This is a genomic window from Arenicella sp. 4NH20-0111, from assembly GCF_040366405.1.
GTDB lineage: Bacteria > Pseudomonadota > Gammaproteobacteria > Arenicellales > Arenicellaceae > Arenicella.
The window spans coordinates 591,268-613,628 of sequence record NZ_BAABWF010000002.1; the positions used below are offsets into that span (position 1 = coordinate 591,268).

Annotated in this window: 18 protein-coding genes; 13 read left to right on the plus strand and 5 right to left on the minus strand. The window is 44.8% G+C overall.

The window, feature by feature from the left end; all coding sequences use genetic code 11:
- The first annotated feature begins 91 nt into the window (after positions 1–91).
- The 3 genes from trhO to ABWW54_RS06700 are packed head-to-tail and all read left to right on the plus strand — an operon-like array spanning position 92 to position 2,325.
- Positions 92–1,192: an oxygen-dependent tRNA uridine(34) hydroxylase TrhO gene (trhO, locus tag ABWW54_RS06690; protein ID WP_502907771.1), complete on the plus strand. Its 1,101-nt coding sequence runs from the start codon at positions 92–94 to the stop codon at positions 1,190–1,192.
- Positions 1,189–1,758: a hypothetical protein gene (locus tag ABWW54_RS06695; RefSeq protein ID WP_353411424.1), complete on the plus strand. Its 570-nt coding sequence runs from the start codon at positions 1,189–1,191 to the stop codon at positions 1,756–1,758. Before trhO ends, ABWW54_RS06695 begins: the two co-directional genes overlap by 4 nt.
- Before the next feature lie 21 nt (positions 1,759–1,779).
- Positions 1,780–2,325: a hypothetical protein gene (locus ABWW54_RS06700; RefSeq protein WP_353411426.1), complete on the plus strand. Its 546-nt coding sequence runs from the start codon at positions 1,780–1,782 to the stop codon at positions 2,323–2,325.
- Between the two features lie 91 nt (positions 2,326–2,416).
- Here the strand turns inward: ABWW54_RS06700 and ABWW54_RS06705 are convergent, their stop codons facing one another.
- On the minus strand, positions 2,417–3,052 hold the full coding sequence (locus ABWW54_RS06705; RefSeq protein WP_353411428.1) for a GNAT family N-acetyltransferase: 636 nt from the start codon (positions 3,050–3,052) through the stop codon (positions 2,417–2,419).
- A gap of 6 nt (positions 3,053–3,058) precedes the next feature.
- Positions 3,059–4,948, minus strand: coding sequence for a beta-ketoacyl synthase (locus ABWW54_RS06710; protein ID WP_353411430.1), 1,890 nt, complete (start codon positions 4,946–4,948; stop codon positions 3,059–3,061).
- A 107-nt stretch (positions 4,949–5,055) separates the two neighbouring features.
- On the opposite strand from ABWW54_RS06710, the gene ABWW54_RS06715 reads away from it, so the two are divergent.
- The 3 genes from ABWW54_RS06715 to ABWW54_RS06725 all read left to right on the plus strand — a co-directional run bounded on the left by ABWW54_RS06715 (position 5,056) and on the right by ABWW54_RS06725 (position 8,178).
- Positions 5,056–6,036, plus strand: a complete 981-nt coding sequence (locus ABWW54_RS06715) for a GlxA family transcriptional regulator (RefSeq protein ID WP_353411432.1) — start codon at positions 5,056–5,058, stop codon at positions 6,034–6,036.
- 97 nt (positions 6,037–6,133) lie between these two features.
- Positions 6,134–6,943 carry an outer membrane lipoprotein-sorting protein gene (locus ABWW54_RS06720; RefSeq protein ID WP_353411434.1) on the plus strand — a complete coding sequence of 270 codons (810 nt, stop codon included), beginning with the start codon at positions 6,134–6,136 and terminating at the stop codon, positions 6,941–6,943.
- A gap of 26 nt (positions 6,944–6,969) precedes the next feature.
- Entirely contained in the window at positions 6,970–8,178 is a 1,209-nt protein-coding gene (locus tag ABWW54_RS06725) for a hypothetical protein (RefSeq protein ID WP_353411436.1), read from the plus strand.
- 81 nt (positions 8,179–8,259) lie between these two features.
- Here ABWW54_RS06725 and nhaA read toward each other — a convergent pair whose 3' ends face one another.
- On the minus strand, positions 8,260–9,453 hold the full coding sequence (nhaA, locus tag ABWW54_RS06730) for a Na+/H+ antiporter NhaA (RefSeq protein WP_353411438.1): 1,194 nt from the start codon (positions 9,451–9,453) through the stop codon (positions 8,260–8,262).
- Between the two features lie 168 nt (positions 9,454–9,621).
- Between nhaA and yaaA the strand changes: the two genes are divergently transcribed.
- Positions 9,622–10,395: a peroxide stress protein YaaA gene (yaaA, locus tag ABWW54_RS06735; protein WP_353411440.1), complete on the plus strand. Its 774-nt coding sequence runs from the start codon at positions 9,622–9,624 to the stop codon at positions 10,393–10,395.
- 15 nt (positions 10,396–10,410) lie between these two features.
- Here the strand turns inward: yaaA and ABWW54_RS06740 are convergent, their stop codons facing one another.
- A complete protein-coding gene (locus ABWW54_RS06740) occupies positions 10,411–10,821 on the minus strand; it encodes a group III truncated hemoglobin (RefSeq protein WP_353411442.1) in 411 nt (136 codons plus the stop codon).
- 59 nt (positions 10,822–10,880) lie between these two features.
- Here ABWW54_RS06740 and lipA point away from each other — a divergent pair, with 59 nt between their 5' ends.
- From lipA to ABWW54_RS06770, 6 genes are all read left to right on the plus strand, one after another.
- Positions 10,881–11,873 carry a lipoyl synthase gene (gene lipA / locus ABWW54_RS06745; RefSeq protein WP_353411444.1) on the plus strand — a complete coding sequence of 331 codons (993 nt, stop codon included), beginning with the start codon at positions 10,881–10,883 and terminating at the stop codon, positions 11,871–11,873.
- A gap of 70 nt (positions 11,874–11,943) precedes the next feature.
- Positions 11,944–14,118 (plus strand): NADP-dependent malic enzyme, encoded by a 2,175-nt coding sequence (locus ABWW54_RS06750; protein ID WP_353411446.1) that lies wholly within the window; start codon positions 11,944–11,946, stop codon positions 14,116–14,118.
- Positions 14,119–14,314: 196 nt separating this feature from the next.
- Positions 14,315–16,990 (plus strand): pyruvate dehydrogenase (acetyl-transferring), homodimeric type, encoded by a 2,676-nt coding sequence (gene aceE / locus ABWW54_RS06755; RefSeq protein ID WP_353411447.1) that lies wholly within the window; start codon positions 14,315–14,317, stop codon positions 16,988–16,990.
- Between the two features lie 43 nt (positions 16,991–17,033).
- Entirely contained in the window at positions 17,034–19,292 is a 2,259-nt protein-coding gene (gene aceF / locus ABWW54_RS06760) for a dihydrolipoyllysine-residue acetyltransferase (RefSeq protein ID WP_353411448.1), read from the plus strand.
- Positions 19,293–19,312: 20 nt separating this feature from the next.
- Positions 19,313–21,064 (plus strand): dihydrolipoyl dehydrogenase, encoded by a 1,752-nt coding sequence (gene lpdA / locus ABWW54_RS06765; RefSeq protein WP_353411449.1) that lies wholly within the window; start codon positions 19,313–19,315, stop codon positions 21,062–21,064.
- 310 nt (positions 21,065–21,374) lie between these two features.
- Positions 21,375–21,734: a hypothetical protein gene (locus ABWW54_RS06770; RefSeq protein WP_353411450.1), complete on the plus strand. Its 360-nt coding sequence runs from the start codon at positions 21,375–21,377 to the stop codon at positions 21,732–21,734.
- An 88-nt stretch (positions 21,735–21,822) separates the two neighbouring features.
- Here ABWW54_RS06770 and ABWW54_RS06775 read toward each other — a convergent pair whose 3' ends face one another.
- Entirely contained in the window at positions 21,823–22,146 is a 324-nt protein-coding gene (locus ABWW54_RS06775; RefSeq protein ID WP_353411451.1) for a hypothetical protein, read from the minus strand.
- Between the last annotated feature and the right edge of the window lie 215 nt (positions 22,147–22,361).

The window sequence follows — 22,361 nt, forward strand, 5'->3', positions numbered from 1 at the left end:
TTAGATAATACCCAGTACTTAGTGATTAACTTAAATCGCTTAATAAAACTAAAACTGACGCTCCAGATTTACGTTCTGGTTGGCTGGAAATATGAATAAAAACATGACACCTACAGGTGCGGTGATTGATAAAGACACTGTGTCTGGATATTCGATAGACCAAGAGTTGGTCGCAGTGTGTGCTCTTTACAAATTTGTTACCTTGGATGATTTTGAGCAACTTCGCCAAGGGTTTCAGACTAAGTTAAATACTCTTGAAATTAGAGGCACACTTTTACTGGCCCGTGAGGGGCTCAATGGAACAATATCGGGTACGGAAGAAGCGATTCGATTGTTTGTTGGTTGGTTGCAAGAGGACGATCGCTTTAAAGGGATTGACTACAAGCTTTCATACCATCAGGAACAACCATTTCATCGAACTAAGGTTAAGCTAAAAAAAGAAATTGTTACGATGGGCGTCGATGGCATCGACCCCAATAAGGTGGTCGGAACCTATGTAGACCCGAAGGATTGGAATGATATTATTTCGGATCCTGATACTATATTGATCGATACTCGAAATGAATATGAATATAATATTGGAACGTTCGAAAACGCGATCAACCCGCACACCGAGACATTTCGTGAGTTTCCCGAATACGTTGAAAGTACCTTAGATTCGACGACACAGAAAAAAGTGGCGATGTTTTGCACTGGTGGTATTCGATGTGAAAAAGCGTCAGCTTATATGAAGGAGAAGGGTTTTGAGGAAGTCTTCCACCTTAAAGGGGGTATTCTAAAGTACCTCGAAGAAGTTGATCAATCTGATTCTATGTGGAGTGGAGAGTGTTTTGTTTTTGATGACAGAGTTGCGGTCAATCACGATTTAGAAAAAGGTAAATATGATCAGTGTCACGCCTGTAGGCACCCTATCACTGAAGGTGATAAACAAGGCTCAGATTATGTCGCTGGTGTAAGCTGTCCGAGATGTATTGGTTCATTGAGTGAGCAGCAACGCATACGCTTTTTGGAGCGCGAGAAGCAAGTGCAACTGGCCAAATCGCGTGGAGAAGTGCATATAGGCTCGGATAGTCGTGCTATTGCTGAAGAGAATAAGTTACGTAAACAGCAAGAAAAAGATCAGCAACGTCTAAAAAAAACGAAAAGATCAGCAGATATATTGGAAGATAGCAACACAGGGGAACTCTTATGAATAAACTGATAATATTGTCGTTAATGGTTTTTAGTATTTACCCTTCGGTCGTTAGAGCTGAGGTAAAGTCGATGTCATTGGAAAGCTTTAAAGAAGAAGGCGGTGCTCGCTTTTGGGAAGTCGCGGTAAAATGCGACGACGACACAGAGCAAAAGATGAGACGTGTTGTTGGTCAGGGCAACTCATGGTGTTCCGTTTCTGATGGTTCAACATGCGACGAAAGTAAGTTCACACTGTCTCGTGCTCTGTGCGGAGCCGGTAGACCAGTTGAGGTTGCGATAGCACCAAGTGAGTCAAAAGCTGATCAAGCACCGACATCGCAAGCCTCTGTTGATGAAGTCGCGTCAAATATAAATAAGAGTTTAAATGCGGCGCCTGAGGTTGAGGTAAGCGCTAGAACTCCGGCTACAAACACTGATCTATTGGACCCGATTAAAGAGTCTAGGAGAACGGAGTTAATGCGTGAGCAGGTTCAGATTGAAGAGCAGCGAATTCTTATCGAGCAGAAGCGCCTAGAATTAAGAAAAGCTGAGCTTGAGTTGAATAAATTGAAAGCCAATCAATAAAGTTAAAGTTGGAAAGTTAAAATGCAAAAGTTATTTAATAAACGTTTACTGGTGATCGCAGGCATGGCATCTATGTCATTCCAGGTCAATGCAATCACTATGTCTGGGGAAGAATTTAAAGAATATGCTGCTGAAGAGGCATATTGGGTCGTTTCTGTGGATTGCGAAAATGGCAGTGACCCGAGGGTAATACAACGTAAAACAGACGGCAATCAATGGTGTGCAAAAGAGTTGGACGGCTATTGCTTTGATAGCAAAGATGATGCGTCAAAAGAAGTTTGTGGTGAAAAATACAGCTCGGCGGCTGAAGAGCTAAACGCACAAGCAAAAGATAAGGCCAAGCGAGAGCAAGAAGCTCGAGACAATGAACGTAAGCGACGTGAAGACGCTGAAAGAGCTGCTGCGGAGCGTAAGCGTGCCGCTGATGAAAAACGACAAAACCAAATAAGTATTGATGAGCAGTTGTTAAAGATAGAGCAAGAGAAGTTAAGCCTACGCAGACAAGAGTTGGAACTACAACGTAGAGCGGTAGAAATACGTGATGCTCTTAAAGGCTTAGATAATTAATTATCATCGTTCCCTCGGTAGTGCGATAAAACGCTGATAAAAAACCCGCTGAAAAGCGGGTTTTTTTTATTGCTTGCCTTTAGGCTTGCTTTTAGCTTTTTCTATAGTGACTCAACCGAGATTTAAGCGCTGTTTTAGATTCTGACCATTCTGTATCGAGCATCGAAAAACAGTGGGTATGTCTAATAGCGCCATCAGGCATAATTTTTGCATTTCTCAGCACGCCTTCAAATTTCGCGCCTAAGCGCTTAATTGCATTTTGTGAGCGAACGTTCCGATGATCTGTATGCCACTGCACGCTGATGCATTTCATTCGTTCAAATGCGTGTTCTAGCAACAGGTATTTACACTCACTGTTAACGCTAGTTCGTTGAACAGATTTTGAGTACCAGGTATAGCCGATTGAAAGGTTTCTGTTTTTATCATCAATGGCATAGTAGCGCGTGGATCCAACAATGAGCTTACTTTGCTTTAGCCTCACGACAAACGGGAATTCGCTACCAAGCTCTTTCTGAGCTAGAGCCTGCTCAATGGCGGCTGGCATACTCAGTCGATCAGGAACCCCGGTGTATTCAAGCTTCCATAACTCTCCGTCTTCAGCCGCTGCGATCAATTCTCTCGTATGCGTTAACTGCATGGGTTCAAGAATTACGTCTTGCCCTTCCAAAATTAGGTTGGAAGGGAGTAACTCAGTTAAACCCCTTCCCCCATCGGCCATATTTGTCATATAGAACTAGACCATATCCGCATACGGGTTGGTAAACTTGAGTGAAATGTTATTCTCAAATCGGTCTATCTGAACACTTTCTTTGTCAATCAAAATCTCGTGATCTTCAATAATGCCCGTTCCGAAGTTGTAGAGAATATTTAAGTCGCCTTGATTGGCTTTTCGGTCGTAGTCAGCGGCCTTAACTCTAACTTTTTCCAATTTGGCTGAGTAGTCCGCTAACTCATCTTTACTGTATCTTTTGGCCAGCATTTTGTTAACTATATCCGGCGATAGAACTGTTGCAGTAGAATTATTGCCACCAAAACCCTTGGAGTTTAAGAAAGCGACGTCCATTTTTACTTCTTTATCTTTTAGTAAAATATCCAGTCGTTCATCTAGCACATCCTCAGCTACTTTGTAGGTGGTCTTAATGCCGGGAATAATGCCGTCGGCGAAAACGCCTAATGTATTAGCAAGTTGATCTCCGCTGGCAGGTCCTAGTGGATGAGCGACAAACGCTTTCACCGCAGTCACAGGCCAATCATTAATGTCAAACGCGGTTGCCACTTTGTCAAAAATCATCGACTCTGTAATGCGGTTTTGCGGCGTACTAGAGCCATGCGCTTGGATAAATGAGTTCTTTTGAACCGTTTCCGCCCCGACAATGGAAATTGCCGAAGCAACCGCTTTGGCTACGGTGACGTAGTTTCCTGCACCAGGAGAGGAAATAGACTTTTTGTATCCATCGGCATTAACAAAAACATCAGTGACTGCGCCGTAAATATCGGCGCCTAATTCAACGGCCAGTGCGTCATCCATGAGAATAAAATACTGACTTGATTCCCCCATCGTAAACCCCGCATTCTCGCCGAAGGGACGAGAGGCGCGCCGATGATCTGTTGAACTAGTCCCATCCAGTTTAGCCAGACGATCATCGGTCCCTAGAGCACTCATCGCCGCAAAACCTTCCATAACTTCAGGCGTAACGGGTGCTTCGCTGCATCCGCAAATAGCGACTCGATGGCGGCCAGATTTTATATCGTCCACGCCGAGGCGTAGATTGTATAAGAACGACGCGCACGCGCCCGTTGTTGCACCAGTTGTTCCAACACTGCCACAGACATAGGCGTTGATGAAATCGGCTGGCATTGAATTGAGACCTAGAGCCATTTGCTTAGAGGTTGGGCGTGAAGACTTCAGTCTTGCCTGCATGTAGCCTCCAACTCCATAGTCATCAGTTTGTCCAAGACCGCTCGATGCAAAAACGGCAACTTCATCCGGGTTAACCTTGCTCATCATGTCCTCCCAGGAAATTCCCATGGAGTTTATTGCGTCAGAGGCACCGATAATTGCAAGTTGAAGCCCTTTTGGATGAAAGCGAGAATTGTATTCATCTGCGGGGTTGAAACCGGTGGGCAGTATGCCGGCAGATTGGACGTCGAATTCGCGGAACGATTCCATTTTTAGAGATACTCCGCCACCGATAACCACCTTGACTGATTTATCATCTAGGGTTTCTACTTGCCAGTTTGCCGGTATGGGGTTGGGTAATTCACGACGAGCGATGGTGAACTCAGATAAATGATCTGACTCAAGACGCATGTCCTGTGTGGAGGGAACTTTGTCAACATCAAAGTGCGCTTTATGAATCCGGCGAATGAGCGTGTTCTGTTCGATCGTGGATTGAAACTTCTCGACTACTTGATCCGCGCTTAACGTATTCTCATCTCGGTCAATGTATACGCCATTTTCGAATCGAACCAGCTTCATTAGAGAGGCAAGGCTGATGACAGTAGATTGCTGTTTATCATTATTTAAGGATTCAAGAACTGTGCGCCGGTACGCGTGATGAAAAGAGCTGCGTCCAGCGGCGTTGTACCCACCAAAGCCAACGATTACAGGTAAGTTTGTCATTTTATATAGCCTATATATTTCATTTGATTGCGCAATTATAGGGCTTGAGTTATGCATGCCATATGGCATTATGGCCAAACTGTGGTTCATTTGAGACAGAAAAACACATGCGTATTGCGTTCCTCGTTCTTCCGAACATGTTGGTTACCAGCTTTACCAATGCATTCGAACTTATGTTTGCGGCTAGGGTTAAGGCTGTGACTGAGCATCACCCTCTTGCTAAATCAATCTCTTTGGATAAAGTTGCCATTAAGACAGAGAGAATTTCGCTCAGTTCGGGGTTAAGTGTGCAACCGGAACACGTCATCGGAACATCTACTTACGATATGGTGTTTATTCCAGCGTTGTGGCGAAACCCTAGACCGTTAGTAAAAGCGAACCCTGACGTTGTTGAGTGGATAAGAACTCAATGGGAGTCTGGCGCTGTGATTAATGCGACTGGAACCGGAGTATGCCTCGTGGCCGAGGCTGGGTTGCTGGATAATCAGGCTGCGACCACTCATTGGCATCACTTTGATCAATTTGAAAAAGATTACCCGGCTGTAAATCTAAAGAGGCAACATTTTATAACAAGCGCAGGGAAACTTTTCTGTGCCGCGAGTATCAACGCTCAAACCGACTTGGTTTTGCATCATGTCCATAGATTCATAAGTAGGGATGTATCCGAGCATCTGTCGCAGCATTTTTCACACGAAGTCAGGCAGCCTTACGACAGGCTAAGCTTTGATCAAGAGAAGGATAATGCACACCCTGATGAGCTTATTTTACAGGCTCAGTTGTGGTTGCAAAATAACTTGAGCAAATCGTCAATAAAGATCTCTGACGTAGCGCTTATGTTGGGGACGAGTCATAGAAATTTCAGTCGCCGTTTTCGAATGGCCACAGGTGTTTCGCCACTCCAATATTTGCAAGAACAGCGTGTTCAGGAAGCGAAAGATCTATTGAAACAAAGCAATCTTAGTATCTCTGAGGTTGCGTTTCGAGTTGGATACTTGGACGTGAGTTACTTCACCAAACAATTTGGGTCGCGTTCAGGCATGTCACCTTCAAATTGGCGCAACACAGTTAGAGCAAAACTGTTTGATTAGGGATATGTCTAATCAAACAGTTCGTTAAGATTAGTGCCACTCATACACCGTATCTTGGGTATAATTTACATTACTCACATATGTTTTAAGGATTTTTATGAAAAAGCTCTCCCAGCGCCCAGTGGTAATTCTACAATCATTGGTGACGATCACCGCCCTTCTATTTTTCTCCTTAGCTTCCGCGCAAACAGCAGAAGAAACAGGCTTAAGCATAGCTAAAGAAATGAAAGCTCGAGACGAAGGCTGGGGTAATTCTCAGAGTAATTTAGTGATGACGCTCCGGACTCGTAAAGGAGATGAAGTGGTGCGTGAGATGCGAAGTAAGTCGTTTGAAGTTGCTGGTGATGGTGATATGGGGTTGACCATATTTGATACTCCTTTGGACGTCAAAGGGACCGCATTTCTGAACCATTCACACACGACGAAAAACGACGATCAATGGATATTTCTTCCTGCGCTCAAGCGAGTGAAACGAATCGCCTCTCGAAACAAGTCTGGCCCATTTCTTGGAAGCGAGTTTGCATTCGAAGATCTATCTTCATTTGAAATTGAAAAATTTTCTTTCAAGTATCTTCGCGATGAGTCGTTGGAAGAGCAAGAGACCTTCGTCATTGAAATGGTTCCGACGGATAAGTATTCAGGCTACACAAAGGTTCATGGCTGGGTAGATAAAGAGCATTATCGGCCACAGAAATTGGTGTTTTTTGATCGCAGAGATACCTTGCTAAAGACGCTTACTTTCACCGACTACAAACTGTACAAGGACAAGTATTGGCGAGCTGATATACAAAAAATGATAAATCATAAGTCAGGAAAATCAACCGACATTCAAGTTCGAAATCTCGAGTTTGACGTCGGCCTGGATGAGAACGACTTTAAAGAGAATAGATTGCGTCGAGCTCGGTAGCTTGAATCGATCAAACAAGAATAATTATGATTAGATTGCCAATACTTTTATCTTCTTTTTTTGGGATTGCGGTTTCTAGTTTGCCGGTCTTGGGATCGCAAAGCTTTGATGGAAGTCTGGAGTTTCAGCACCGGCAATTTTTTGAGTCAGGTGATTACGATCAAAGCAAAGGTCAATCCTCCGTCGCGTTAAGCCTTAATTACCTAAAAGATTGGAATAACGGTGACGATCGGTTGGAGGTTGAGACATTTTGGCGTGTTGATGACGTTGATAATGAGCGAACTCATGCCGATTTAAGACAATTAATCTGGACCCATTATGGCGATAATTACGAGTTTTCAGCGGGTCTTGGACGCGTTTTTTGGGGGGTTACCGAAACCCAGCATCTTGTAGATGTTGTGAATCAAACCGACCTTGTGGAGAACATTGATGGAGAGGACAAACTTGGGCAGCCTTTACTGCGATATCAGCGTTTTACTGAGGTTGGAACGTTTGAATTATTTCTTTTACCCTATTTTCGTACCCGAACATTTGAGGGATCTGAGGGTCGGCTTAATGGCGGTTTGCGGGTGTTGTCAGACGACCCCGTTTATGAGTCTAATTCGGGATCCAGTAGCTTAGATACAGCCTTTAGGTATACCAATACATTGGGCGCATTTGACTTCGGCTTGTCTTGGTTTTCTGGAACCTCACGTGAACCCGAATTGTTTTCTAATATAGACTTCTTAAATGGCTCTACACGCCCTTTTTACCCTCAAGTTGACCAATACGGTCTGGATGTGCAGTTTACCGAGGGTGGTTGGTTGTTGAAATTAGAGGCAATACAACGAAACTTCGACGTTCAGTCTATTGAGGATCACGCCGCGGCTACGTTAGGCTTTGAGTACACCTTAGTTGGAGTTTTTGGTTCGACCTATGATCTTGGGTTGCTTGGTGAGTATTCTTGGGACGATCGAGGCACGCGCGCTACCACAACGTTTCAAGATGACCTTTTTCTTGGTGCTAGGCTGGCGTTGAATGACGTGTCGAGTTCAGAGGTGTTGTTTGGTGTTTCAGAAGATTTAGAGTTCTCCGGAAGCAAAGCTGTGTTTTTAGAGGGCGCGACGCGGATTAATAATGCCGTGTCGTTAAACGTGGAGGCGCGCTATTTCGACGCGGATTCTGACCGCGATCCTCTGTTTTCATTTAAAGACAGTAGTTTTATTCAGGTTGGAATTGAGTACTTTTTCGATTGAGTTAGAGTTTTCGTTGAGCAGAGTTGCATCGTCACTCTGCTCATGATATTCGGACAGGATTTTGCAGGTTACCCAGTCATTTTAGCCGCCCTTCTCATTATTTTTCAGCGCGTAATTGAGGGTCACAAAGCCAATTACGCCAGAAATTAGAGAACCGACTATAATTCCAAGCCGCTCATCAAACAGCAGGTTTACTTCAGTTTCTTCGAAGGCCAGGCTCCCTACAAAAAGGCTCATGGTAAACCCTATTCCGCACAGTGCACTTACGCCATACAAGGTACCCCAATTTATGCCCTTCGGAAATGCAGTCAGTCCTAATTTGATCGCTAATCCGCAGAGGCCGAAAATTCCGACTTGCTTGCCAATAATCAGCCCAAGGGCTACGCCTACTGGCACATCATGAAAAAGAACGTCGCTTGACACCCCACGCAGATCAATGCCTGCGTTTGCAAACGCGAATACGGGAAGCACAATAAAAGCGACTAGAAAGTGCAAGTCATGCTCCCATGTCTTTAACAAGGATGGTTGATTTTCGCCTTTAGGGTGGATTGGAATGAATAGTGCTAAAAGAACACCGGCAAGTGTTGCGTGTACGCCAGATTTGAGCATGCTTACCCACATTAGAAGGCCGATAAACATATATGGACTGCGTGAATCGACGCCCTTTCGGTTTAGTACGTACAATATTGGAAGGCAAGCAGCTGCAAACATCAAGGAAGTCAGCGACAGTTTAGATGTGTAAAAAATAGCAATGATTACGATTGCTCCAATGTCGTCGAAGATCGCCAATGAAGTCAAAAACACCTTCAGCGATACCGGAACCCTAGACCCTAGAAGGCTCAAAACTCCTAACGCAAATGCGATGTCGGTTGCAGCTGGAATGGCCCATCCCGCAGCGCTAACTGGGTCAGAGTGATTAAAGTAAAGGTAGATCATCGCCGGAAATGCCATGCCGCCAATTGCACCAATCGCGGGAAGAACTATATTTTTAGGGTTTGACAGTTCACCCTCGACTAATTCGCGCTTTAGTTCCAAGCCAACGAGAAAGAAGAATAAGGCCATTAGACCATCATTAATCCAAAGTAACAGCGGTTTAGCGATCTCGAGGTTACCGATTTTGACTTCGACCGGAGTATCCAGCAGTAAGTTGTAGTAACTGCTTCCAGAGCTATTAGCGATGATCATGGCAAGTACAGCCATTGCCATTAAGATAATCCCGCTCGCAGACTCGAGTTTGAGAAATTTGGAGATTGCTGAATCGTTTATTGCGTTCATTTAGGTGATTTGTTTTTGGATCTAGATTCAATTATATCTAAGCTTGGATGACGAGGGTTTGAATAGTACAAAAAATACTTTGAGGTAATGTTCAAAGCATTGGTTTATCCAACGCATAGCGTTATAGTTCTCGTCTACTTATTAACGGTTTAACTTTCGACACACTCAATGCTTATTGTTATCTCACCCGCCAAAACACTAGATTTTGAAACAGAACACAGCACCGAAAAACACTCGCAGCCAGCGTTGGTAAGCCAGAGTGAGCGATTGATTGATGTGTTGACAACTTTGTCGCCTGCGGACATCGAAAAATTAATGAAAATCAGCCCAAAACTCTCTGAGTTAAATGTGGCTCGATACCATGAGTGGGAGCTTCCTTTTTCGCTAAAGAATGCAAAACAGGCTGTGCACGCTTTCAAAGGTGATGTTTATACTGGTTTGGATGCTGAAAGTCTCAATGAGAGTGATCTTCAATATTCTCAGGACCATCTTCGGATATTATCTGGGCTTTATGGCGTTTTGAGACCTTTAGACTTAATGCAACCGTATCGTTTGGAAATGGGAATTCGGCTTGAAAACCCGAATGGGAAGAATTTGTATGAATTTTGGGGTGATTTAATAACCCAAACCTTGAACGAACAACTAAATGCTATTGATTCGAATGTGCTGATCAATTTAGCGTCAAATGAGTATTTTAAATCGGTCAAGTATAAGAAGTTGGAAGCCGACGTTGTGACTCCCGTTTTCAAAGATTGGAAGAATGGGCAGTATAAAATGATTAGCTTTTTTGCAAAAAAGGCGCGCGGCCTCATGACGGCTTGGGTTATTAAAAATCGTATTGAATCAGTCGATGAGCTGGCCAACTTCAACGTTGATGGGTATCAATTTAGTGAAAATGATTCCGATCTGTTGAACCCTGTCTTTCTAAGAAAGCAGGACTGAATGTAGGGCGCAAGGTTAGTGTCCTAGGGTTAGTTTCATGTCCTTACGACGCCGATCGGAAAGTGATGCGGAGAAGCTTTTTGCAATCGCTTCTGCTTTTTGTTTCATTAACGACGCATTGTTTCCGCAGTGCATATCATCGACGGCTTGATTAAATAAAAACAACCAACGAGTGAAATGACCCGCTCTCAAGGGCATAACTTCATGGATTTGTTGGTGTTTAAGTAGAGGATTACCATGATAACTATTCTCTTTAAAAATGTTATCGGTCCAAAAATCAACGATTATCGGCAAATGGTGTTTAAGGTCTATCTTCGCAATATCGGTAAAAATAAACCCTACTATTGGGTCTTTAAGCATGGTTTCGTAAAACCTAGTTACAATATCTTCAATATCTGCCCGATTGAGCACGTCACTCTTTGACATTAGTTGTTATAATCGCCGCGGTTAGTCACTTACCTCCTGAGTTTAACTTAGTTTAACGCATGAAAGATCAAAGTCGCCCAGCAATTAAACCTGTCGTAGCCGGAGAAAAACTTCGGGGAGCCGAAAAAATGGCTCGCATACCGGTAAAAATCGAGAAAACGACAGAGCCACTTCGAAAGCCTGATTGGATTCGAATTCGATTGCCGCATGGCAATAAGGTGGCTGAGTTAAAAGAAACCTTAAGAGAAAAAAAGCTTCATACTGTCTGTGAGGAAGCGTCCTGCCCGAATCTGTCTGAGTGTTTCAGCCGAGGCACGGCCACCTTTATGATCATGGGCGACATTTGTACGCGTCGTTGTCCATTTTGTGATGTGGCTCATGGGCGACCTTTAGCTTTGGATGAGGATGAACCTAAACACCTTGCCGAAACAATTGAAGCCATGGGGCTAAGTTATGTGGTAATTACATCGGTTGATCGCGACGACCTACGTGACGGTGGTGCTGGCCACTTTGTCCGATGCATAGAAGAAACGCGTGCTTTGAACCCTGATACTCAAATTGAAATTTTAGTTCCAGATTTCCGTGGACGAATGGATATTGCCATCGAGCTTATGGGAACCAGCCCACCTGATGTGTTTAACCATAATCTTGAAACGATCCCGGACCTTTATCGAAAGGTCCGACCAGGTTCAGATTATCAATGGTCGCTTGATTTGATTAAACGCTTTAAAGCAGCTCACCCTCAAGTTAATACAAAGTCTGGCCTAATGCTTGGTATTGGTGAGACGATCGAACAAGTGAAAGATGTTTTACGCGACCTTAAGAAGCACGATTGCGACATGATCACGCTCGGCCAATATCTGCAGCCTAGTTTGAATCATTTACCGGTCGAGCGTTACGTTCACCCTGACGAGTTTGATGAACTTAGGGTCTTTGGAGAGAAGTTAGGGTTTAAGCATGTGGCTTCTGGTCCTATGGTTCGTTCCTCCTATCACGCCGACGTTCAAGCGCATTCGGCAGAACAGTCTGGCAATCAGCTGAACCCTCAATAGCAACGAAGCCGCACTCTTAACGTGCGGCTTTTTATTATATACAACACGAAATCACCACGAAGACGATTTTATGAGTAACGATCTAAGAGACGCCGCCCTTCACTATCACCGTACGCCTAAAGCCGGTAAAATACGCGTTCAAGCAACTAAACCGTTGTCGAATCAACGCGATTTAGCACTTGCCTATTCACCCGGCGTGGCCGAGCCCTGCAAAGAAATAGAAAAAGATCCCTTAACCGCCGCTTACTACACATCGAGAAGCAACTTGGTTGGCGTTGTTACAAACGGAACTGCTGTATTGGGCCTGGGCAATATCGGTGCACTGGCCTCGAAGCCAGTCATGGAAGGAAAGGCAATTCTGTTCAAAAACTTTGCTGATGTAGATGCTTACGATATTGAAGTTGATGAAACGGATGTCGACGCATTTTGCGATGTGGTGGCAAAACTTGAGCCCACCTTTGGCGGTATTAACCTTGAAGATATTAAGGCTCCGCAATGTTTTGAAATAGAAAGGAAGCTCCGCGAGCGCATGAACATACCTGTTTTTCATGATGATCAGCACGGTACCGCAATTGTGTCCGCCGCAGCCGTCATCAATGGCTTAAAGGTTGTGGGTAAAAAGATAGAGGAAGTAACATTGACCGTCTCTGGTGCTGGAGCTGCAGCAATGGCGTGTACCAACTTGCTTATCGATTTGGGGATCGATATTGAGAAAGTTACGATGTTGGACAGCAGAGGCGTAATCCATTCTGGAAGAGAAAATTTAGATCCAACAAAGCAGCGTTTTGCTCGTGCCACGGACGCCAGAACCTTGGATGATGCGATGGAGAAGTGCGACGTTTTCCTGGGTGTTTCTCAACCTAACCTTGTGAGTGTGGCCATGCTAAAGAGTATGGCTGACAAGCCAATTATTTTAGCGATGTCAAACCCAGATCCAGAGGTCAGGCCAGAGTTGGTGTTTGAGCACCGGCCGGACGCGGTCATGGCTACAGGGCGATCGGATTACCCGAATCAAGTGAATAACGTATTGTGTTTTCCATTTTTGTTTCGTGGAACGCTTGATGTTGGCGCCACGACCATTACGCGTGAAATGGAAAAAGCTTGTGTGTACGCGCTTGCTGAACTAGCTCATTCAGAAAGCAATGAAATGGTTGCCAGCTATTATCAAAATGAGTCCATGTTGTTTGGTGCTGGATATATTTTACCTAAACCGTTTGATCCTCGCCTAATTACAACCATCGCGCCTGCCGTCGCGCAAGCGGCGATTGATAGTGGGGTTGCGACTCGCCCTTTTTCCGACATCGAGGACTATCGTCAAAGCCTTGAGCCGTTAGTTTACCGAACAGGTAATGTTATGCGCCCGATCTTTGAGCGTGCTCAAAACACCACTCATAAAGTGGTCTACACCGATGGCGAAAATGAGCGAGTACTAAGAGCTATTCAGGATGTCGTTGATCAGAGCTATGCGCGCCCTGTTTTAATTGGCGATGCCAATGAAATTGCTGACACGATAGACCGACTCGGACTGAGAATGCACGAACGCACACATTACGAGGTTGTGTCCCCTTCTGGAGAAACCGTTCAGGATCGCATCGCACAGGCCACTGAACTGGTTAAAAGTGGCATTGCACATGCAGCTCTTACTGGGCCGGGAGCGAAGTTGCACGAGCAGATAAGTGCATTGGAGGAGTGTGTTGGGCTCAAGAAAAGCGCTCACCTTGCGGTTATGCAGTTGCTGCTTTTGGATACCGGCACTCTCTTTATCGCAGACACCAGTGTTCACGAAAATCCTTCGGCTGAAGAATTAGCCGATATCGCCATCATGGCGGCAAAAGAAGTAGAGAGGTTCGGAATGAAGCCCCGCGTTGCATTGATGTCTCACTCCAGCTTTGGCAGCCATGTTACAGAATCTTCAACCAAGATGGCGCGCACTAAAGAGCTGCTAAAAGACCTTGCTCCGAATCTAGAGGTAGATGGAGAAATGAAAGGGGGTGGTGCTTTAAATGCCGTTACTCGAGAAAAGTCTGGTAAAAGTATTCTTACTGGTAACGCTAATCTCTTGGTCATGCCAAATCTGGATGCGGCTAACATTACCTATACCGTGTTAAAGGCGATGGCAAACGGTATTTCAGTGGGGCCAATTGTGCTGGGCACGGAGCTGCCGATTCACGCGATTACTAAAACGACAACACCAAGGGGAATCGTCAACTTAACGAGTTTGGTGACAGCGAGTGTCGAAGATTAATAGTATTCACCCTGATTTAAAGAGCGCATTTAGCGCTCTTTTTTTTGGCCAACCATTGAGTGCACTTTATTAACTAAGTTAATTTACGCATTCCCGTTTACATTTACCAAACTTATGGATATCATTCACGCGACTAATAGAAGGCATTAGCCAATTGAATCTAAACGAATTTGACTCCCCAGTTAGGCCGCTAAATATGAGCACAGAACAAGCAAATCAACTCGTCGACATTGATGCTATTGAAACCAAGGAATGGATTGAGGCTTTAAAAAGCGTCATCGAAGCCGATGGGTCTGATCGAGCGAAGTTTCTCTTAAAGCAATTAGCGGACGAAGCCAGAGAAGCCGGTGCGCAGTTGCCGTATGGCTTAAACACAGCGTATATAAATACCATTCCAGTTGAGCATCAACCCGCCCTTCCTGCTGACCGCCAACTTGAGTTTAAAATCCGTTCGATGATTCGCTGGAATGCAGCGGCGATGGTGTTGCGTGCAAACAAAATCAGTACAGAGTACGGCGGCCATATCGCCAGCTACGCCTCTGCCGCTGTATTGTACGAAATTGGTTTTAATCATTTTTGGCGAGCGCGTTCAGAAGAGCATGGCGGAGACATGATTTACTATCAGGGGCACTCTGCTCCAGGTATGTATGCCAGAGCGTTTCTTGAGGGACGCTTGACTGAGCAGCAGTTAGATAATTTTAGGCAAGAAGTCGGAGGAAACGGACTGTCGTCCTACCCACACCCTTGGTTGATGCCAAATTTCTGGCAGTTTCCAACCGTATCCATGGGGTTGGGTCCGATTATGGCGATTTACCAAGCTCGCTTTCAAAAGTATCTAGAGAATCGTGAGCTTATTAAAGCCGAGAATCGAAAAGTTTGGGCGTTTCTAGGTGATGGTGAAATGGATGAGCCTGAGTCCCGAGGCGCACTTGGCCTTGCTGGACGAGAAAACTTAGATAACCTCGTTTTCGTTATTAACTGTAATCTTCAGAGGCTTGATGGCCCTGTTCGTGGGAACGGGAAGATTATCCAAGAACTTGAGTCAGAGTTTCGTGGCGCAGGCTGGAACGTTATTAAAGTTATTTGGGGTTCTCAATGGGATATCTTGTTGGAAAAAGACCATGACGGAATTCTTCAGAAGAGAATGCAAGAATGCGTTGATGGCGAATATCAGGCGTTTAAAGCCAAGGGAGGAGCTTATATTCGAGAGAATTTTTGGAATTCTCCAGAATTGAAGGCGATGGTTGCTCACATGAGCGATCAAGACTTAGAGCTCATGTCGCGAGGTGGTCATGATACTGATAAGGTTTACGCCGCTTATCGTGCCGCGGTAAAGCATTCTGGACAACCAACCGTGATTTTAGCTAAAACGGTTAAAGGATTAGGCATGGGCGAAGCCGGCCAGGGGCAAAACACCTCGCATCAGCAGAAGAAAATGGACTTGGAGTCACTCAATGTTTTTAGGAGTCGCTTTAAGATCCCAGTATCTGATGAGCAGCTGGAAAAGCTTGAATACATCAAGCCGGACCCGGATTCTCCAGAGATAAAGTATTTACATGCAAGACGTCAAGCTTTGGGTGGTTACCTGCCTGCTCGTCCTGTACCGAATACAGCGCTCGAAATTCCAGAGTTAGATAAATTTTCTAAGATGCTGGAAGCTTCAGGAGACCGAGAGTTCTCTACTACAATGGCTTTTGTTCGAATCCTGTCCACATTGATTCGAGACAAGAATTTGAAAGATAGAGTGGTCCCTATTGTTCCGGATGAGGCCAGAACTTTCGGAATGGAAGGTTTGTTTCGCCAGATAGGGATCTACGCCAGCGAAGGTCAAAAGTACGAACCAGAAGATTCCGATCAATTAATGTATTACCGAGAAGACAAAAAGGGACAAGTCTTAGAGGAAGGCATTAATGAAGCTGGAGCGATGTCTTCCTGGATCGCAGCGGCAACTTCGTATTCAACTAACGAGTTGCCTATGATCCCCTTTTACATCTATTACTCTATGTTTGGTTTTCAGCGTATTGGCGATTTGGCATGGGCGGCCGGAGATATGCAAGCGAGGGGTTTTATGGTTGGCGGAACGGCAGGCAGAACAACGCTTGCAGGCGAAGGTCTCCAGCATCAAGATGGGCACTCACACTTGCAGGCTAGCACGATACCCAATTGTGTTTCTTATGACCCAACGTACAGTTATGAACTTGCGGTGATAGTTCAAGACGGCTTAAGAAGAATGTACGCCGATCAGGAGAACGTATTTTATTATCTCACGGTCATGAATGAAAACTACGCGCACCCTGAAATGCCTAAAGGTGCCGAAAAAGGCATTTTGAAGGGGCTCTATCAGCTTTCTAAGAGTAAGAAAGACAATGGTAAGAACCCAACAATACAATTGATGGGTTCGGGCACCATTTTGAATGAATGCGTTGCGGCCGCTCAAGTATTAGAAAGTGAGTTTGGAGTTGCTTCTAATGTGTGGAGTGCCACTAGTTTTAATGAACTTCGCAGAGAAGGTTTGGAAGTGCAGCGTTGGAATATGCTGCACCCTTCTGAAAAACCACGTATCAGCTACGTTGAACAATGTTTACAAGATCAAAATGGTCCGGTCGTTGCAGCTACTGATTACATGAAGGTTCATGCTGATCAAATTCGAGAGTTTGTACCAACACGTTACGTTGTTTTGGGAACGGATGGTTTTGGCCGAAGTGATGATCGGCAACAGCTACGGAGTCATTTCGAAGTCAACCAAAACTACATTATTGTTGCAGCTCTTTCAGCGCTTTTTGAAGATGGCAGTATTGATGCAGAAGTAGTGAACAAAGCAATCAAACAGTTTAATATCGACCCCGACAAACCATCGCCAGATACACTTTAATCTGGCGGCTAATATAGTAGTACCAGTTAGGGGAAGCCAGACAATGATCAAGTATGTGGAACTGACAGCACCAGAAGCCAGTGCATACCGCCAAGCCAAAATAATTTCTTTTGAATGCAATGAGGGCGACTCGGTAAAAGCTGGCGATACCTTATTCATCGTGCAGAGTGGAAATACCAAGCTTGAATTGCCTTCTACAAAAGACGGGAAAATAGTCGAATTTATCGTCACCGAGCAAGAAAACATCACATTATCAACCCCGTTATTGTTGTTGGAGACTGTCGTAAGTGAAAGCACGGCGTCGCCACATATCGATGCTGGTAGTAACGAAGGTCTTTCGCAACCAACTAAGCCGAGCCGATTGATACCAGGGGCTGAGTCAGATGATACGCGGCCAAGCCCCTCTCAAGGTACATCAGTTGGTTCGAAAACCGAAGCTGACAGTGCAAAACATCAGTTACCCAAGGCGGATAGAACGAGCAACATGCCCAATCCAAAGCAGTCTAAATCTGTCAAACGCCATGAGCAACAATCGTTGGATTTACTTGCTGGCCTAGACACATCGCAGAGCAAGCCCCCTGCCCCCGCTATCAGTGAGCGGGTTAAGTCGAAATCGCCCCAAATTACCCTCGAACAAATCACCGAGAGAAAACCTATGTCAAAGAGCAATGTATTAACCGTGAGCGTCCCAGACATCGGCGCTGATTCAGCAAAAGTTATAGAAATTTTGGTCCAAGTAGGCGATCAGGTAAGTGCTGAAGACCCGTTGGTCACCCTTGAAAGCGACAAAGCCAGCATGGACGTGCCCAGTCCGAGTGCCGGTGTGGTTAACTCTATTTCAGTATTGATGGATCAAGACGTTAGTGAGGGCGTTGCTTTGATTGAGCTGGGTATTTCTAATGAAAATTCGAATGACACTACCACATCAAAGCCCGACGCTGAGCCAGTGAGTCAAGTATCCGAACAAGCAAATTCTTCCGCAGCTAATGACAACACAACCATTGTTCCGATAGCTATTCCAGATATTGGCGGTGATTCAGCCAAGGTGGTGGAAATACTGGTTTCAGTTGGAGATCACGTAGCTGTTGAGGACCCTCTAATTACGCTTGAGAGCGATAAAGCGAGCATGGAAGTTCCGAGTTCAGCTGAAGGCGTTATTCAGAGTATCGAGGTTAACGTTGATGAGGATGTGCAGGAAGGGACTGTGGTTGTAATATTAGAAGCTATCGCGGTTGGTGGTGCTGATACCACGCCAGCTGTCACTACTGCCTCTCACCCTTCTGCGAGTAATGTCACGTCGACTTCATCAGTAGCCAGTCCGGCAGTTGCGGCAATTCAGGGTGATGATACAAAAGGTAGCGTCGACGGAACATCCGATGGAAGCGCTTCTCATGCATCACCCTCTATCAGGCGATTTGCACGAGAACTGGGTGTCGATCTGTCTAGAGTGAGCGGGACTGGACGAAAGAGTCGTGTGACAAAAGATGACGTAAAAGCGTTTGTTAAAGGGGTTATTTCACAACCATCTCAACCAGAGAAGCCGACTGCTTCCGGAGGAGCTGGTATTCCACCAGTGCCGGCGCAAGATTTCAGCAAGTTTGGCGATATAGAAGTTCAGCCTTTAAACAAAATTAAGCGTCTAACCGCCGAAAACCTTCATCGTTCTTGGCTGAATGTTCCTCATGTTACCCATAATGATGAGTCAAATATTAATGACTTAGAATCATTCCGAAAGCAGCTCAATGCTGAATACAAAGCGCAAAAGAAAGATATAAAGCTCTCTCCTCTAGCGTTCATTGTGAAAGCGGTGGTTAATGCATTACAACTGTACCCTCAGTTCAACAGCTCGTTGGAGCCTGGCGGCGAAAACCTAATCCTTAAGAAGTATTTCCACATCGGAATAGCGGTAGAAACGCCGAATGGTCTTGTTGTTCCAGTGGTGCGAAATGCTGATACAAAGTCCGTTGCCCAGATTGCAAAGGAAATGGGCGAGTTGGCTAAAAAGGCTCGTGATAAAAAACTCACGATGAACGATATGAGCGGTGCCTGCTTTACCATCTCAAGCTTGGGTGGGATCGGTGGAACCGGATTTACCCCGATCGTCAATGCTCCTGAAGTTGCTATTCTCGGTGTATCAAGAAGTAAAGTTGAACCGGTTTGGGATGGCGCTGAGTTCAAGCCGGGCATGATTTTACCGCTGAGCTTGTCTTATGATCACCGAGTAATTGATGGTGCCGAAGCCGCACGATTTACGCGACATATCGCAGCTGTACTTGAAGATGTCCGAAGATTAACTGTTTAAATAACAATAAGTTGCTTAATATGTCTAATGTAAATATTGAAGTTCCAGATTTGGGTGGTGCCAGCGATGTCGAGGTCATAGAGATACTCGTTTCGGTCGGTGACAAGATTGAAAAAGAAGGTTCGCTTGTTACGGTTGAGAGTGATAAAGCATCGATGGACATACCTTCATCCGTTGACGGGACCGTTGTTGAGATTAAGATTTCAACCGGTGACCTAGTGAATGAAGGTGAGCTGATCATGGTTGTTGCTTCAGAAGAGCCAAAGCAAGCTACGAATAATGAGGCCTCACTGCCTCCCAAGTCTGAGACGCCAAAGGCTCCTCCGGTAGCGCAACCCACTAATGCTGTGGCTCAGGGTGAGCACGCGGACTTAATTGTGATTGGATCAGGACCCGGTGGTTACACAGCCGCATTTAGGGCCGCAGACCTGGGTCTTAATGTCACTTTGATTGAGCGTTATTCTTCATTGGGTGGTGTCTGTTTAAACGTGGGTTGCATTCCTTCAAAGGCCTTATTGCATTCTGCGGCGGTGATTTCCGAAGCTAGAGCTATGGAAAAGCACGGAATTTCATTTGGAGAGCCTAGTATTGATGTTGATAAACTGCGCCATTTTAAAGAATCTGTTATCAGTAAATTAACTGGCGGATTGGCTGGCATGGCAAAAGCCCGCAAAGTCAATGTGATTCAAGGGTATGCAAAATTCACTTCAGCAAACTCGGTATCCATCACCAATGAAGCCTCGACGACAAATCTGCATTTTGATCAAGCGATCGTCGCTGCGGGTTCTCGCGTCACTATTTTTCCGATGTTCGAAACCGATGACCCTCGTGTGATTGATTCTACCGGAGCACTTGAGCTCAAAGAGGTTCCCGAATCAATGCTAATCGTCGGCGGGGGGATTATTGGGTTGGAAATGGCGACAGTCTACAGCGAGCTGGGAACCGATGTGTCTATCGTGGAGTTCATGCCTCAAATAATACCTGGTGCTGATAAAGACTTGGTGGCGCCACTTAATAAGCGTATCAAGAAATTGGTTAAGAAATTGATGACCAAGACTAAAGTAGAGAGCATTGAGCCGCAAGAAAAAGGAATTAAGGTTAATTTCGCGGACGCCGACGGCGGCCCAGGCCCTGCTTCGGAGATCTATGATTATGTTTTGGTTGCTACGGGGCGCAGGCCCAATGGTGATCTTATCGATGCCTCGAATGCGGGCATTGAGGTTGATGATCGAGGGTTTATTAGTGTGGATCAGCATATGAGGACTAATGTCGACCATATTTTCGCTATTGGTGACATTGTTGGGCAGCCAATGCTGGCGCACAAAGCCACCCATGAAGCAAAGGTCGCTGCCGAGATTTGTGCTGGCTTGAAGAGCGGTTTTGAAGCAAGCGTTATCCCCTCTGTTGCTTATACTGACCCTGAAATTGCTTGGGTGGGTCTAACCGAGATTGACGCTAAAACCAATGGCGTTGACTATGAAGTAGGAAGTTTTCCATGGGCCGCTTCTGGTAGAGCTATTGGGAATGACAGAACAGAAGGGAAAACCAAGTTGCTGTTTGATCCCAAAACCCACAAAGTGCTCGGAGGTGGAATCGTAGGCCAAAATGCAGGTGACTTGATAGCCGAGGTTGCGCTGGCCATCGAAATGGGGGCCGATGCCACTGATATTGGATTGACAATTCATCCGCACCCTACTCTGTCAGAGAGCGTGGCAATGGCGGCCGAAGTGTATGAAGGAACCATTACTGACCTGTATATTCCGAAAAAATAGTCTATAACTACTATTTATTTTGAAAAATGTCACAAAAGTTAACTTTTTCCTTCTAAAAAGCTGGAACGAGCGTTCAAGTACTGATAACGTTCGGCCATGTTAAAAAATGCGAATGAGAACGGTTCTTTTTAATATTCAGGTTTTTCACTGTGTTGATTGCATGAATTCTTTCTATAGAACGTCTCTCTTAAGCAAAGGGTCAATATAAAAGTCTCAAACATATAAGATATTTATCAAGTTCGTACAAACTACCTTAACCATTAATTTGTAGTTTAAAACGGATTCAAATTTTTAAAGTTGGGAAAATGGAATGAAGAAGATTAGAAATTTGTACAGTGCGAAGGCTACGGTGCTTCCAGCGAGGGTGATGGTGTTGTTGTCTAAATACTCGCAAGCGGTCAAAGAGCACGAAGGGGTCGTAATTCAATTAAGTTCACTCAATGTTTTTAAGCACGTGCACGCGAGTTACGCTCGAAGCAGGCACCCTGCTGTTCATAAGTCGTATAAAATGTTGTTGAACGAAGTCAATCTTCATTTGTCTGAGGGTAATATGGTGTCTGAATCGCATGACAATGACGTGTCTGCTGATTCCAGACCTGCAGCAACTGAGTTTGATGATCGCTACCGAAATCCGGAGTTTTGGAAGAGTCAATCTAGAAGTAGCGTATAGACCGTATTTCGGTTAATAATTAAACAAAAGGCCCGTTTCGATTCGTCGAAACGGGCCTTTTTAATTCTGTGTATCTATTTTGAACAGTCTAGTGAAGCTGCCCATTTGCCGGTAGTAAACTCATGAAGTCGTCGTCACTCATGATCCGAGGAGTCTCTACAGTGCTTTCCATTGAGTTTTGCTTAGCTAAGTCCCGTTTGGGCTTTGCTAACTTGTTAAACCAAGGGTAGCCGGCTTCACTCATTATATCGATGATGATTTCTTGTGATTCTGGGTTGTCCGTTACTTCAAATAGTTTCAATAGGTTGTTTCGAAGTATGGAACCTTCGCCATGTAGAAAACCAGAATGTTTTTCACCTTCAAGGTTGCTTAGCTCAAACATTAGTTCAATGACTGTTTCTGATAGCTTCATTTATGGCCTCTAGGTGATCTGTGGTTGCTCTCTATATCTTATTTATACTGAATAGTTTGCTATTCGCCTATGCCGGCATAGCAATCATGTGTGAATTTGTATTAAAAAATGTCTGAGTTTTTATCGCTGAAATTATTATTCTGTTTTTTTCGTTGATTCTGAAAATTATCTTGCTAATTATCTTATAATATATAAGACCTGCATTCAATGCCTTG